A 14,193-nucleotide genomic window follows, 5' to 3' on the forward strand; every position below is an offset into this window, starting at 1 on the left:
GCCGCGTGCCCAGCCACCCCGTCCCGACGTCCCTGGCCCGTCCGCCGGTCGCCGACCGCTTCTGGGCCGACGCCGCGGTGGTGCTGGAACCGGAGGACCCGCGGCCGGGCTCCTGGGCCGGCGGCCCGTCGGTGCAGCTGGTCGACGGGACGTGGTGGCTGGCCGCCCGGCTGCGCCGCCCGGTCGGCGAGGGCCGCGGGTTCGCCAACGTGGTGTCGCGGTCCGACGACGGGGTGCGGTTCGCCCCGGTGGTCGCGGTCGGCAAGGACCGCTTCGGCGCCGAGTCGCTCGAGCGCCCGGCCCTCGTGCACACCCTCGAGGGGCGGTGGCGGCTCTACGTCAGCTGCGCGACGCCGGGCACGAAGCACTGGCGGGTGGACCTGCTCGAGGCCGACGACGTCGAGGGTCTGGCGAGGGCCGAGCCGCGGACGGTGCTGCCGGGCAGCGACCTCGCGGCGGTCAAGGACCCGGTCGTCCGGCACGACGGTCGGCAGTGGCACCTCTGGGCCTCGGTGCACCCGCTGGACGAACCGGAGGCCACCGACCGGATGACCACCGAGCACGCCACCAGCCCCGACGGCACCGTCTGGACCTGGCAGGGCACCGCGCTGGCCGGCACGCCGGGGAGCTGGGACGCCCGCGGCGTCCGGTTCGCCACCGTGGTCCTGGACGGCGACCGGACCTGGGCCCTCTACGACGGGCGCGCCACGGCCGGGGAGAACTGGGAGGAGCGCACCGGGCTGGCCACGGCCGTCGGCGACGGCCGGTTCGCCGCGGCCGGCGACGGGCCGCTGCTGCAGAGCCCGCACCCGCCGCACGGGCTGCGCTACGCCGACGTCGTGCCGCTGCCAGGGGGCGGTGCCCGCTGGTTCTACGAGGCCACCCGGGCCGACGGCGCCCACGAGCTGCGCACGGTGCTGCTGGACGGCTGACCGCGGCACGGGGTCTCCTCGCGTCCGGGGCCCGGGTACCGGGAGCCCGCGCTTGCCGGCACCGGTCGGTGCCCGCCTGGTCGTCACCCGGGGCACCCCATCGCGGAGGAGGGTTGCCGGCCAGCGAGCCGGGGCTCCGCGCTGGCGCTCATGACCTGCCGGGAGCCTGGCACGCCGTTCCGAATGCCGTCAAACCCGACCGACGTGGTAGGCATTGACCCGTGCCCGCCGTCCCGACCGTCCCCGCCGCGCTGCCGCGGCTGGTCCGGCGCGTGCACGTCGACCTCGGCCGGGTCCGGTCCGCCGCCTGTCGCTGACGGCGCCCCCGCCCTGCCGGCCGCCGATCCCCGTGGCCGGGCCGACTCCCCGAGGAGACCCCGTCGTGCCCCGGTCCCTGCCGTCCCCTGCCGCCCTGCGCCGGGAGCCGCTGGAGCGCGCTGCTCCCCCGCGACGCCGCCGCCGATGCCTGGACCCGTCTCTGCACGAGGACCTGTCGCACGCCCAGGTGTGGCTGCTGCCCTGGCTGCCCGGCCAGGGCACCGGCCTGCACGACCACGGCGGCTCGGCCGGCGCCTCCGCCGTCGTGCGCGGCACGCCGCGGCTGACCGTCATGAACACCTACCGCGTCCAGGGGCGGGGGCTGGTGCGCACCGGCACCGAGGAGGCCGGCGTCGACTGGTGAGGGCCCCTGCCGGAAGGGGTGCCGCCCTCAGGAGACGCGGACGGCGGAGACGTCGAACTCGATCTGGATGCGGTCGCTGACCAGCACGCCGCCGGTGTCCAGGGGCGTGTTCCAGGTCAGCCCCCAGTCGCTGCGCTTGATCGCCAGCGCGCCCTCGAAGCCGACCCGCGTGTTGCCGAACGGGTCCTTGGCCGAGCCGGTCAGCGTGAAGTCCACCGACACCGGCCGGGTGGTCTCCCGGATGGTGAGGTCACCGGTGACCGTGTAGGTCTCCTCGTCGACCTGCTCCACGTCGGTGGAGACGAAGACGATCTCGGGGTACATCTCCACGTCGAGGAAGTCCGCGGAGCGCAGGTGCGCGTCGCGGTCGGCCTGGCCGGTGTCGATGCTGGCGGTCCGGATGCGCAGCGCCACCGAGCTGGCCGCCGGATCGGCGACGTCGAGGTGCGCCGTCCCGGCGAAGTCGCCGAACGACCCGCGCACGGTGGTCACCATGGCGTGCCGGGCACGGATCCCGATGCGCGTGTGCGCGACGTCGACCTCGTAGTCCCCGGTGACGTCGACGAGCGCGCTGGTGGCGGCGTCGAAGTCGGTGGGGTCAGCGTCAGATGCCCGGTGCTTGCCCACGGTGGCCCTCCTCCCCCTGCACGCGCTCCATCCTGGCTGATCCCGTCCCGGGGGGACACGTCAGGGTCCCCGCACCGGTCCGTTGCGCAGGTCGCGGCCCCGGCCGGACCGTGCGACGGGCCCGGGGAGGCGGGCGATCGGGTCCCACGAGGTTGCCCGGCTCCCTGCCGCGGCGGTCGTCCCCGACGGCGCCGGCCCGGGACCCGGAGTCGCCCGTGCGCGCGGACGCACGCCCCTCAGCGACCGCGCCAGACGGGTCGGCGCTTCTCGGCGAAGGCGGCGGCACCCTCCCGGGCGTCCTCGCTGGCGAAGACCGGGGCGACCAGGTCGGCCTGCCGCGCCCACCCCTCCGTGGTCGTCCAGTCCGCGCTCCCGCGGACCACGGCCTTGGTCGCGGCCAGCGCGAGCGGGCCGTTCGCCGCGACGGTCGCGGCCAGCGCCAGCGCGCCGTCCAGCGCGCCGCCCTCGGGGGTCACCCGGTTGACCAGGCCGACCTCCGCGGCCCGCCGGGCGTCGATCGGGTCACCGGTGAGCAGCATCTCCATCGCCACGTTGGCCGGCACCCGCGTCGGCAGCAGCAGCGCACCGCCGCCCGCGGCGACGAGCGACCGCTTCACCTCCGGCACCCCGAAGCGCGCGGTCTCGGCGGCCACCACGAGGTCGCAGGCGAGGACCAGCTCGAAGCCGCCGGCGAGCGCCCAGCCCTCGACGGCGGCGATCAGCGGCTTGCGGGGCGGGGTCTGGGTGATGCCGCACAGCCCGCGGCCCTCGATGGCCGGGCTCTCCCCGCGCAGGAACGCCTTGAGGTCCATGCCGGCGGAGAAGGTGCCGCCGGCGCCGGTGAGGACGCCGACCCGCAGCTCGTCGTCGGCGTCCAGCTCGTCGACCGCCGCGGCCACCGTCTCCGCGACGGTCCGGTTGAGCGCGTTCCTGGCCTCCGGCCGGTCGATCGTGACGAGCAGGACGCCGTTCCGCCGCTCCACCAGCACCTCGTCCACCGAACCTCCTCAGTCCGCCTGGACCACGGCGCCGGCCTCCAGCAGGCCGGTCACCTCGTCCTCGCCGAAGCCCCACCCGGCCAGCGCCGTGCGGGTGTCCTGGCCGGGCGCGCGCGGCTCCCCGCGCACCGCACCCGGGGTGCGCGAGAAGCGCGGCGCCGGCGCGGGCTCCGGGTGGCCGCCGCGGTCGGCGAAGGTGCCGCGGGCGGCCAGGTGGGGGTGCGACGGCGCCTCGGTCAGCCCGAGGACCGGCGTCACGCAGGCGTCGGTGCCGGCGAAGGCCTCGGCCCACTCGTCGCGGGTGCGGGTGGCGAAGGCGGCGGCGATCCGCTCGCGCTGCTCCGGCCAGCGGGCGACGTCGAGCTGGCCGCCGTGCGCGTCGGGGTCGAGGCCCAGCCCCGCGAGCAGCTGCGCGTGGAACTGCGGCTCGATGGCGCCGACGGCGACGTGCCGGCCGTCGGCGCAGGCGTAGGTGCCGTAGAACGGCGCGGCGCCGTCGAGCAGGTTGGCCGCCCGGCGGTCCTGCCAGCGGCCGGCGCCGAGCAGGCCGTAGACCATCGTGACCAGCGAGCTGGCGCCGTCCACCATGGCCGCGTCGACCACCTGGCCGCGCCCGCTGATCTGCCGCTCGAGCAGCGCGGCGAGCACGCCGACGACGAGGAACAGCGCGCCGCCGCCGAAGTCGGCGACGGCGTTGAGCGGCGGGACCGGCGCCTCCGCCGTCCCGATGGCGTGCAGCGCGCCGGTCAGGCCCAGGTAGTTGATGTCGTGCCCCGCGCGGTCGGCGAGCGGGCCGTCCTGGCCCCAGCCGGTCATCCGCGCGTACACCAGCCGCGGGTTGCGGGCCCAGCACTCGTCCGGGCCGACGCCGAGCCGCTCGGTGACCCCGGGCCGCAGCCCCTCGACCAGCACGTCGGCGCTCTCCACCAGGCGGAGGACGACGTCGCGGCCGGCCGGGCTCTTGAGGTCGACGGCCACCGACGGGCGGCTGCGGTTCAGCGCGTCCCGCTCCGGTGGCACCAGCTGCGTGCCGCCGCCGGGACGGTCCACGCGGACGACGTCGGCGCCCAGCTCGGCCAGCAGCAGGCAGGCGTAGGGCACGGGCCCCAGGCCGGCCAGCTCGACGACGCGGATCCCCGCCAGGGGGCCGGAGGGCGGCAGCACGGCCGCCAACCTAGCAACGCCCGGTGGGCCGACAGGGGCCCGAGGACCGCAGCGACGAGCGGAGCACCCCGCTCAGAGGCAGGCGTACAGGGTCCGCCAGAACTCCTGCGGCCCGTCGTCCGGGCCGCCCATCAACCGGCCGGTGAGCAGCACCGCGACCATTTCGCGGGCGGGGTCGGCCCAGGCGCTGGTGCCGGTGCCGCCGTCCCAGCCGAACCGGCCCGGGGTGCACCACGGCTCGGTCTGCTCGACGCAGACGCCGGTCTGCAGGCCCCAGGAGACCCCGGGCTCCAGGAAGTCCGCCGCGCCCGCCCGCTGCGCGGGGGTGAGGGCGTCGGCGGTCAGCGCGGCCACCGACGCCGGGGACAGCAGCGGAGCGCCGCCGTCGGCCAGCGCGGCCAGGACGGTGAGCACGTCCGGCGCCGTGGAGACCAGGCCGGCCGCCAGGCCCTCGAACGCCGGCGGGACGGTGGCGTCGGGGGCGTCGACCGGGACGAGGCCGTCGGGGGTGGTCGCGTGGACGGTCGCCAGCCGGGCGGGGTCGACCGCGGTGAACGCGGTGTCGGTCAGCCCCAGCGGCCCGGTGACGCGCTCCGCCAGCAGGGCCGCCACCGGCCGGCCGGTGGCGCGCGCGAGCAGCACGCCGAGCACGTCGGCGGGCAGGTGGTAGAGCCAGACCTCGCCGGGCTGGGCGGCGAGCGGGACCTCCGCCAGCCGGCGCAGGTACTCGTCGGGGGTCAGCGCCGGCGGCCAGGGTCCGGGGCCGATGCCGCGCTCGTCGATGGCCCGCGCCAGCGGGCTGCCGTCCCAGACCCCGCCGAAGCCGGGCGTGCTGGTGAGCAGGTGCCGCACGGTGATCGGCCGCTCGGCGGGCACGGTGTCGGCCAGCGGCCCGGTGCGGTCGCGCAGCACCCGCGGCGCGGCCAGCTCGGGCAGCCACTCCCCCACCGGGTCGTCGAGGCCCAGCACGCCGTCCTCCCGGAGCGCGAGGGTGAGCGCGCCGGCGACCGGCTTGGTCACCGAGGACATGCGGAACAGCGTGTCCGGGCCCATCGGCTGCACGTCTCCGGCGGTGGTCGTGCCGCCGCACAACACCTCCGTCGTGCCACGGTGCCGGACCGCGGCGACGAAGCCGGGCAGCAGGCCCTCGTCGACCTGGCGCTGCAGGAGGTCCCGGACCGGCGCGAGTCTCATGCGTGTGGAGACCCCGGCCGGCCGCCGGACTCATCGGTCCGGACGGCGGCCCCACCGGGGGTGCACGCGCCGGCGCCGAGGACCCGTGGCCGCGGCGGGAGGTTCAGGTCGTGGCGCCGGGCGAGGGCTCGCTCTGCAGGTCGGCCTGCCACAGGTCGGGGCCGAACACCTCGTACTGGACGTCCCGGGGCGGGATCCCGCGCTCGATCAGCGCACTGCGCACGGCCTGCATGAACGGCAGCGGACCGCACAGGTAGTAGGCCGCCCCGGCGGGCAGGTCGACCGCGCCGACGTCCATCGTCCCGGCGTGCACGCCGTCGACCGGCAGCGCGCTGTCGGCGCCGGACTCGTACCAGACGTGCACCGTGGCGTTCGGCAGTGCGCGGACGTCGTCGAGCACCTGACCGCGCAGGGCGAAGGACGCCTCGTCGCCGTCGGCGTGCAGCAGCGTGATCGGCAGCTCGGAGCCGGCGTGCCGCAGGTGGGAGAGCATGCCGGCCATCGGGGTGATGCCGATGCCCGCGCTGAGGAACACCGCCGGCCGCCAGTCGTCGAGCACCACGTCACCGAAGGGCAGGGACAGGGTCAGGGTGTCCCCGACCTGCACGCGGTCGCAGAGGTGGGTGGAGACCTCGCCGTCGGGCTTCCCGGCGCCGCGGACCCGCTTCACCGAGAACTGGCGGTGCTCCCCGTCGTCGGCGCGCGTCAGGCTGTACTGCCGCGGCTGGTGGACCCCGTCGGGCATGCGCACCTTGACCGACACGTACTGCCCCGGCAGGGAGGTCTTGACCAGCCGGTCGTCGACCCGGCGCACCCGGAAGGTGACCACGTCGTCGGTCTCGTCGACCTTCTCCTCGACGCGCCAGTCCCGCCACACCCGCTCCGGGCGGACCCCGCGCGCGCTGTACAGACCCCGCTCCTGGTGGATCAGGGCATAGGCCATCAGCCAGTACACCTCGTCCCAGGCGGCGGCGACCTCCGGCGTGACCGCGTCGCCGAGCACGTCGGCGATCGCCCAGAACAGGTTCTCGTGCACCACCTGGTACTGCTCGGGCCGGATGCCGAGTGAGGCGTGCTTGTGCGCGATCCGGTTCAGCAGCTGCTCGGGCAGCTGCTCCGGGGTCTGCAGCAAGGTGCTGGCGAAGGCTGCCACCGACCCGGCCAGCGCCACCTGCTGGGTGCCCTCGGCCTGGTTGCCCCGGTTGAACACCCCGTCCAGCAGCTGCGGATGGGCGTCGAACAGGTGCCGGTAGAACCGCTGCGCGATCTCGCCGATGTGCTCGGCCACCACGGGCAGGGTCGCCTCCACCACCGGACGGGCGCGGTCGGACAACATGCGGCTCTCCCCTCGTCGTCGTCCTGGGCCGCGGGAGTCCCGGGCCCGGCCGTGCACCCGTGGACGCCGGGGACGCACCCGGGCGGCCCGTCGCCGCGCCGTGTGCGTGGCCCCGACGTCCTGGCCGGTCCCGGCGGCCTGGTTCCCGTCCGCGCGGTCTCGGGCGGCACCCTCGTGGCCTGGGTCCCGTGGCCCGGGACGACCGTAGCGACCGCCCCGACCGCCCGCGATCGGTGGTCCCGGGTCTCCGGCCGACGTCTCCGGTCAGGACGGCCGGCAGGCGATCGCCGCCAGCAACCGCGCGCGAGCCGGGCCGAGCGAGGGGCCGTACCAGGTCAGGTCGCGGCCGGACACCAGCGCGGTGCGGATCCCGGGGAAGGCCTCGGGCCCGTCGTCGGCGGTGAACACGTAGGGCTCGTCGGGGAACAGCACGACGTCGGGTCGCGCCGTCCGCACGGCCTCGACCGGCACGTGCGGGTAGCGGTCCGCTCCCGCGCCGAAGACGTTGACCAGCCCGAGCCGGGCGAGCACGTCACCGGTGAAGGTGCGCGGGCCGACGACCATCCACGGGTCGCGCCACACCGGGACGGCGACCCGCAGCCCGCTCGTGGGCGCGGGCTGCGCCCACACCCTCGCGGCGTCCGCCAGCCAGCCGGGCTCACCGACGTCGAGCACCTCGTCGAACAGCCGGCGCATCGAGGCCAGCGCCTCGTCGACCGACTCGATGACCGTGACCCACACCGGGACGCCGGCGGCCCGCAGCCGGTCGACGTCCAGCCGCCGGTTCTCCTCCCGGTTGCAGACGACGAGGTCCGGCTCGAGCGCCGCGATCGCCGCGCGGTCGGGGTTCTTGGTGCCCCGCACGCGGGTCACCGCGAGGCCGGTCGGGTGGGTGCACCAGTCGGTGGCGCCCACCAGCCGCTCGGGGACGGTGACCGCGAGCGCCTCGGTGAGCGAGGGCACCAGCGACACCACCCGCCGCGGCGGCCGCGGCAGCTCGACCGGGTGGCCGAGGTCATCGGCCCTCGTGCAGGGGCCCGCCGTGAGCTTGCGAACGGTGGGGGGCACGAGGGTCCTTACACATTGCGGCGGTACTGGCCGCCCACCTCGAAGAAGGCGTCGCTGATCTGACCGAGCGAGCAGACCCGGACGGCGTCCATGAGGGCGGCGAACACGTTGCCGCCCTCGGTGGCCGCCCGCTGCAGCTCGGCCAGCGCGGCCGGCGCCTCGTCGGCGTGCCGGGCGTGGAAGTCCGCCAGCCGCTGCAGCTGCGACTGCTTCTCCGCCTCCGTGGCCCGGGCGAGCTCCACCGGCTTCGGCGGCGTCTCGTCGCGGTGCGGGTCGAGGAAGGTGTTGACCCCGACGATGGGCAGGCTGCCGTCGTGCTTGCGGTGCTCGTAGAGCATCGACTCGTCCTGGATCCTGCCGCGCTGGTAGCCGGTCTCCATCGCGCCCAGCACGCCGCCGCGCTCGGCGATCCGGTCGAACTCGGCCAGCACCGCCTCCTCGACCAGGTCGGTGAGCTCGTCGACGACGAACGAGCCCTGCAGCGGGTTCTCGTTGCCGGCCAGCCCCCACTCGCGGTCGATGATCATCTGGATGGCCAGCGCCCGGCGGACGGAGTGCTCGCTTGGGGTGGTGACGGCCTCGTCGTAGGCGTTGGTGTGCAGACTGTTGGCGTTGTCGTAGATGGCGCAGAGGGCCTGCAGCGTCGTCCGGATGTCGTTGAAGTCCATCTCCTGCGCGTGCAGCGACCGGCCCGAGGTCTGCACGTGGTACTTCAGCTGCTGCGACCGCGGACCGGCGCCGTAGCGCTCCTTCATCGCCACCGCCCAGATGCGGCGGGCGACCCGGCCGATCACCGAGTACTCGGCGTCCATGCCGTTGGAGAAGAAGAAGGACAGGTTGGGCGCGAAGTCGTCGATCGCCATGCCGCGCGCCAGGTAGGCCTCGACGTAGGTGAACCCGTTGGCGAGGGTGAAGGCCAGTTGGCTGATCGGGTTCGCCCCGGCCTCGGCGATGTGGTACCCGGAGATGGAGACCGAGTAGAAGTTGCGCACCCGGTGCTCGATGAACCACTGCTGGATGTCGGCCATGCAGCGCAGCGCGAACTCGGTCGAGAAGATGCAGGTGTTCTGGCCCTGGTCCTCCTTGAGGATGTCGGCCTGCACCGTGCCGCGGACGGTGGCCAGCACGAACGCCCGGATCTCCTCGGCCTCGGCGACGTCGGGCACGCGGCCCTCCTCCTCCCGGAACCGGTCCAGGCGCTGGTCGATCGCGGTGTTGAGGAACATCGCCAGCACCGCCGGGGCCGGGCCGTTGATCGTCATCGACACCGAGGTGGTCGGGTCGCAGAGGTCGAACCCGGAGTAGAGGACCTCCATGTCGTCGAGCGTGGCGATGGAGACCCCGGAGGTGCCGACCTTGCCGTAGACGTCGGGGCGCGGGTCGGGGTCGCGGCCGTAGAGGGTGACCGAGTCGAACGCCGTCGACAGCCGGGTCGCCTCGTTGCCGGCGGACAGGAGCTTGAAGCGGCGGTTGGTGCGGAAGGCGTCGCCCTCGCCGGCGAACATCCGCGCCGGCGCCTCGCCGGACCGCTTGAACGGGAAGACGCCGGCGGTGAACGGGTAGCCGCCGGGCAGGTTCTCCCGGCGCAGGAAGCGCAGCAGCTCGGCTTGGTCCCGGGTGCGCGGCAGTGCCACCCGCCGCACCTGGTTCCCGGACAGCGTCGTCCGGGTCAGCGGCGTGCGGACCTCCTTGCCGCGGACGGTGTAGACGTACTCGTCGCCCGAGTAGGCCTCCACCCGTGCGGGCCACTCGTCGAGGAGCTCGCGCACCTCGGGCAGCAGCTCCCGGTCCGCGGCCTCGACCGCGGCGCGGGCGGCCTGGGCGGCGTCCCCGTTGAGGACGTCGGCGGCCGTGGTCAGGTGCTGCCGCCGCCGGACGACCTCCGCCTGCGCCTCGGTGGCCGCGTGGTAGCCGCGCACCGCCTCGGTGATCTCGGCGAGGTACCGCGCGCGCTGCGCGGGGACGACGCTGGTCAGGCCGGACGACGCCGTGACGTCGACCCGCGGCAGGACGCCGGCGCCCGCGGGCAGGCCCTTCTCGACCAGCAGGCCGAGCAGGTGCTGGTAGAGCGCGGTGACCCCGTCGTCGTTGAACCGGGCGGCGCTGGTGCCGAACACCGGCATGGTCTCCCACGGCTGCCCGAACGCCTCGCGGTTGCGCACCATCTGCCGGGCGACGTCCCGCCGGGCGTCCTCGGCCCCGCGTCGCTCGTACTTGTTGATCGCGACGACGTCGGCGAAGTCGAGCATGTCGATCTTCTCCAGCTGCGACGCGGCGCCGAACTCCGGCGTCATCACGTACAGCGCGACGTCGGAGAACGGCACGATCCCGGCGTCGCCCTGCCCGATGCCCGGGGTCTCGACGATGACCAGGTCGAAGCCGGCGGCCTTGACCGCGCACAGCACGTCGTCCAGGTGCTCGGGCGTCTCCCCGCCGGCCGACCGGGTGGCCAGCGAGCGGAAGAAGGTGTGGCCGCCCTCGCCGGTCTCCAGGGCGTTCATCCGGATCCGGTCGCCGAGCAGCGCCCCGCCGCCGCGGCGCCGGGTGGGGTCGATCGCCAGGACGGCGACCCGCAGCTTGTCCTCCTGGTCGGTGCGCAGCCGGCGCAGCAGCTCGTCGGTCAGCGAGGACTTGCCCGAGCCGCCGGTCCCGGTGATGCCCAGCACCGGCACCGCCCGGCCCTCGGCCGCCTGCCGCACCCTGGTCGCGAGCCCGGCGTCGCGGCCGGACTCGAGCACGGTGATCGCGCGGGCCAGCGCGGCCGGGTCGCCGGTGAGGAGGGCCTCGACGTCCGGGCCGTGCTCGGTCAGGTCGACGTCGCACTCGCGGATCAGCTCGTTGATCATCCCCGGCAGGCCCAGGCGCTGGCCGTCCTCGGGGCTGAAGATCCGCACACCCTTCTCGCGCAGCGCGGCGATCTCCTCGGGGACGATCACGCCCCCGCCGCCGCCGAAGACCTTGACGTGCCCGGCGCCGGCCTCGGCCAGCCGCTCCACCAGGTAGCCGAAGTACTCGACGTGCCCGCCCTGGTAGGAGGAGATCGCGACGCCCTGCACGTCCTCCTCCAGCGCCGCCCGGACGACGCTGTCGACGCTGCGGTCGTGCCCGAGGTGCACCACCTCGGCGCCCTGGCTCTGCAGCAGCCGGCGCATCACGTTGATCGCGGCGTCGTGGCCGTCGAACAGGCTCGCCGCGGTGACGAAGCGGACCGGGTGGGTGGGGACGTGCAGGTCGGACGGCATGTCGCTCCCAGCGTCGGACGCGCGACGGACCCGCGCCGATTTAGTTGGACGTCCTAGTATCTCCCGCCGAGGCCGCCGTGTCCACGGTCGCCCCCGGTGGGGCCGGCGGGTCGTCGTCCTCGCCCGGGCCGGTGCCGAGCGGGCGCTGGGACCAGGCGACGTCGTGCCAGTGGCCGAGCTTCCAGCCCACCCGGCGGAACGTGCCGACCGGCTCGAACCCCATCGCCGCGTGCAGCCCGACGCTGGCGTCGTTGGGCAGCACGACGCCGGCCAGGGCGGTGCGGAAGCCGCGGGCGGCCAGCCGGTCGAACAGCGCGGTGTAGAGGGCGCGGCCCGCGCCGGTGCGCCGTCGTCCGGTCTCGGTGTAGACGCTCACCGACGTCGACCAGTCGTAGGCGGCGCGGGCGTTGAAGGTCGAGCCGTAGGCGTAGCCGACCACCCGGCCGTCGTCCTCGAGCACCACCCAGGCGTGCCGGGCGAGGGCGGCCGCGATGCGACCGGCCACCTCTGCGGCCGTCGGGGGCTCCAGCTCGAAGGAGACGACGGTGTCGCGGACGTAGGGCTCGTAGATGCGGGCGCACGCCGCGGCGTCCTCGACCGTCGCGTCCCGGACCAGCCAGCTCTCCGCCACCCGGCCATGGTGTCGCGTCGTCAGGGGAACGCGGCGTGCACGCCGTCGATCGACCAGATCGCCTCGGCGCCGACGACCTCGCGCAGGTCGCGGGAGTACTCGGCGAGGGCCCGCTCGTGGGTCAGCTCCCCGGCCAGCAGCTCGCGGGCGCCGGCGACCAGGCGGTCGAGGTCCTGCCGCACCCGCGCGCGCGTCATGCTCGGCGTCCGCGGGCCGTCGTCCCCGTCGAGGACGACGGCCGCCGGGTCGAACTGGCTGAAGGCCGGGTACCGGGTCGGATCGGGCAGCACGGAACGGAACGGCACCCCGGCGTTCGCCCAGTACTCGAACCAGCGCCCGCCCGAGAGCGCCAGCCACGGCGTGCCGACGGCGAGCGCGGCCATCCCGAACCCGGAGTGCGGGGCCAGCAGGACGTCGCACGCCTCCACCACGGCCAGCTGCTCGGCGAGGGGGACGTCGACGCAGTCCACGGGACGGGACCGGTGCGCCAGCAGCACGTCGACGTCCGCCCGCGCCCAGGAGGTGGAGCTGCGCTCGTCCCGGGCCAGCCGGCCGAGCAGGACCAGCTGCAGGCCGGGGACGGCGTCGGTCAGGGCGTCGAGCACCAGCCGCCAGGAGGCGACCGAGGGGTACAGCGACGGGTCGCTCGACCCGGCGGGGAGGACGGCGATCCGCGGACGGGCGTCGTCGCCGACCCGGCGGGGAGCCGCGGCCCGGGCGGCGGCGGGGAGGTCGAGGCGCACCGGCTGGTGCGGGAGGTAGCCGACGCGGTCGGCGCCGACGACCGAGCGACCGGTCCGCGGGCGCAGGTGCGCGTCGGAGGCGGTGTAGTGGTCGCGCATCCCCGGGAAGAGGTCGAGCTGGAAGGGCTGGTGGCGGCGGGTGTCGTCGACCACCCAGTCCCAGTCGCGCGGGACGGCGGCCAGCCGCTCCGCCGCGGCCGGGTCGGCCTCGAGGAACGGCCCGTCCACGGGGAAGACGGCCGACACCGCTGGGCACCAGGTGGCCAGCTCGGTCGGGGTGGCCGCGTTGAGCAGCACGGACACCTCCCGCCCCGGTACGGCGGCGGCGTGCCCGACGCAGTACTGCAGCGCCTCGACGGCGTGGCCCAGCTGCTGGGCGTAGGAGAAGTCGACGAGCAGTCGGTCGGTCACGCGTCCTCATCGCTGGCGCTCGTCGGACCCGTGCCCGGCGGTGCTGTGCTCGTGCGCGACCTCGCGAGCTCGGTCACTGCCCGCAGCGTCGCAGCGGCCGCAACCGGGTTCTCCGGAGGCGCCCGTAGCGTGGACGGCGTGCGCCCCGGGCCCGGATCCCCCCTCCCGGAGCCGGAGAGCCCGCCGACCCGCCGGCCGTGGCTGCGGCTCGCCGTCCTGGGGGTGCTGCTCGCGGCGGCCACCGTGGTGGCGCTGACCGTGGAGCGGCCCGGCGTCCCGGCGCTGCAGGGCTGGCTGGACGAAGCGGGGCCGCTCGGCTGGAGCGCCGTCGTCCTGGCCGTGTCCGGTGCGCTGATGGCGCCGGTCCCCCGGACCGCCCTGTCGGTGCTGCTGGGCGCCGCGGCGGGGTTCCCGGCGGGGCTCGCGGTGGCCGTGCTGGCCGGCTGGTTCGGCGGGATGGGCGGTTTCGCCCTCGGCCGGCACCTGGGCCGCGACGCCGTCGCCCGGCTCACCGGCTCGCGGCTGGCGCGCGCCGACCGGCTGTTCCGGGACCGCGGCTTCCTCGCCGTCGCGCTCGCGCGGGTGAGCCCGGTGCCGTTCTGGATCGTCAGCTACGCCGCGGGCCTGTCGAGCATCCGGTGGCTGCCCGCCACGCTCGGCACCCTCGTCGGCGTCGTGCCGGGGGCGGTGCTGCACGTCGGCATCGGCGCCTCTGTGGTCGGCTGGCTCTAGCCCCCCTTTCGGGTCACCCCCGTCGTGTCGGGTCCGCACAAGGGGTGCCTGGTGTCACAATGGTGAACAACAGGTGAACGAGAGGTGGCTGTCATGCGTATGGATACGTGTCCGCAGGTGCGTTGGGTCCCCGTCGTGGACAGCGCCGGGCACCGGCACATGGAGATGCGCTGGACCGTGCCCACCAAGCCGACCGCGCAGCCGACCGCCGCTCCGGCCACGCTCCGCGCCGCCTGACCGGTTCGCCGTCGCCGAGCCGACCCCTGGTGATCGGCTCGGCGAGGTGACCCCTCGACCGGCCTCACCCGGCCGGGTGCTCCGGGTCCTGCCCTGCTGGACTCCCGCTCGCCGGATCGGCCGGCCGCCGTATCGGCTGGAGCCGCTCCCGGCCGTGATCATGGGGGTGTCGCCGCCTGGCGCGGCGTGTCCCCGC

The 14,193-nt window shown here is 75.5% G+C and carries 12 protein-coding genes and 1 riboswitch; of the genes, 3 read left to right on the forward strand and 9 right to left on the reverse strand.

Features of this window, described 5'->3' with window-relative positions; all coding sequences use genetic code 11:
- The first annotated feature begins 5 nt into the window (after positions 1-5).
- Together BMW27_RS03370 and BMW27_RS03375 are read left to right on the forward strand one after the other, a co-directional pair.
- Complete coding sequence (locus tag BMW27_RS03370) at positions 6-932, forward strand: glycoside hydrolase family protein (RefSeq protein ID WP_091439031.1); 927 nt, start codon at positions 6-8, stop codon at positions 930-932.
- A gap of 43 nt (positions 933-975) precedes the next feature.
- Positions 976-1,088, reverse strand: a riboswitch (SAM riboswitch).
- Between the two features lie 226 nt (positions 1,089-1,314).
- Complete coding sequence (locus tag BMW27_RS03375) at positions 1,315-1,614, forward strand: cupin domain-containing protein (RefSeq protein WP_175486333.1); 300 nt, start codon at positions 1,315-1,317, stop codon at positions 1,612-1,614.
- A 27-nt stretch (positions 1,615-1,641) separates the two neighbouring features.
- On the opposite strand, the gene BMW27_RS03380 is transcribed toward BMW27_RS03375, so the two are convergent.
- The 9 genes from BMW27_RS03380 to BMW27_RS03420 all read right to left on the reverse strand — a co-directional run bounded on the left by BMW27_RS03380 (position 1,642) and on the right by BMW27_RS03420 (position 13,028).
- Positions 1,642-2,241, reverse strand: a complete 600-nt coding sequence (locus BMW27_RS03380) for a YceI family protein (RefSeq protein WP_091439034.1) — start codon at positions 2,239-2,241, stop codon at positions 1,642-1,644.
- Positions 2,242-2,477: 236 nt separating this feature from the next.
- Positions 2,478-3,239: a crotonase/enoyl-CoA hydratase family protein gene (locus BMW27_RS03385; RefSeq protein ID WP_091439037.1), complete on the reverse strand. Its 762-nt coding sequence runs from the start codon at positions 3,237-3,239 to the stop codon at positions 2,478-2,480.
- Between the two features lie 9 nt (positions 3,240-3,248).
- Entirely contained in the window at positions 3,249-4,403 is a 1,155-nt protein-coding gene (locus tag BMW27_RS03390) for a CaiB/BaiF CoA transferase family protein (RefSeq protein WP_091439806.1), read from the reverse strand.
- Between the two features lie 72 nt (positions 4,404-4,475).
- On the reverse strand, positions 4,476-5,597 hold the full coding sequence (locus BMW27_RS03395) for a serine hydrolase domain-containing protein (RefSeq protein ID WP_091439040.1): 1,122 nt from the start codon (positions 5,595-5,597) through the stop codon (positions 4,476-4,478).
- Between the two features lie 103 nt (positions 5,598-5,700).
- Positions 5,701-6,933, reverse strand: coding sequence for a globin domain-containing protein (locus BMW27_RS03400; protein ID WP_091439043.1), 1,233 nt, complete (start codon positions 6,931-6,933; stop codon positions 5,701-5,703).
- A gap of 264 nt (positions 6,934-7,197) precedes the next feature.
- Entirely contained in the window at positions 7,198-8,001 is an 804-nt protein-coding gene (locus BMW27_RS03405; RefSeq protein WP_091439047.1) for a helical backbone metal receptor, read from the reverse strand.
- An 8-nt stretch (positions 8,002-8,009) separates the two neighbouring features.
- The gene (gene icmF / locus BMW27_RS03410; protein ID WP_091439050.1) at positions 8,010-11,243 is read right to left on the reverse strand and encodes a fused isobutyryl-CoA mutase/GTPase IcmF; all 3,234 of its coding nucleotides are present in this window, start codon (positions 11,241-11,243) and stop codon (positions 8,010-8,012) included.
- A gap of 40 nt (positions 11,244-11,283) precedes the next feature.
- Positions 11,284-11,874, reverse strand: coding sequence for a GNAT family N-acetyltransferase (locus tag BMW27_RS03415; protein ID WP_217638024.1), 591 nt, complete (start codon positions 11,872-11,874; stop codon positions 11,284-11,286).
- A 20-nt stretch (positions 11,875-11,894) separates the two neighbouring features.
- Positions 11,895-13,028, reverse strand: coding sequence for a hypothetical protein (locus BMW27_RS03420; RefSeq protein WP_091439054.1), 1,134 nt, complete (start codon positions 13,026-13,028; stop codon positions 11,895-11,897).
- Between the two features lie 138 nt (positions 13,029-13,166).
- On the opposite strand from BMW27_RS03420, the gene BMW27_RS03425 reads away from it, so the two are divergent.
- Entirely contained in the window at positions 13,167-13,760 is a 594-nt protein-coding gene (locus BMW27_RS03425; protein WP_245743277.1) for a TVP38/TMEM64 family protein, read from the forward strand.
- The last annotated feature ends 433 nt before the right edge of the window (positions 13,761-14,193 follow it).

The sequence above is a fragment of the Geodermatophilus poikilotrophus genome (assembly GCF_900111455.1).
Classification (GTDB): domain Bacteria; phylum Actinomycetota; class Actinomycetes; order Mycobacteriales; family Geodermatophilaceae; genus Geodermatophilus; species Geodermatophilus poikilotrophus.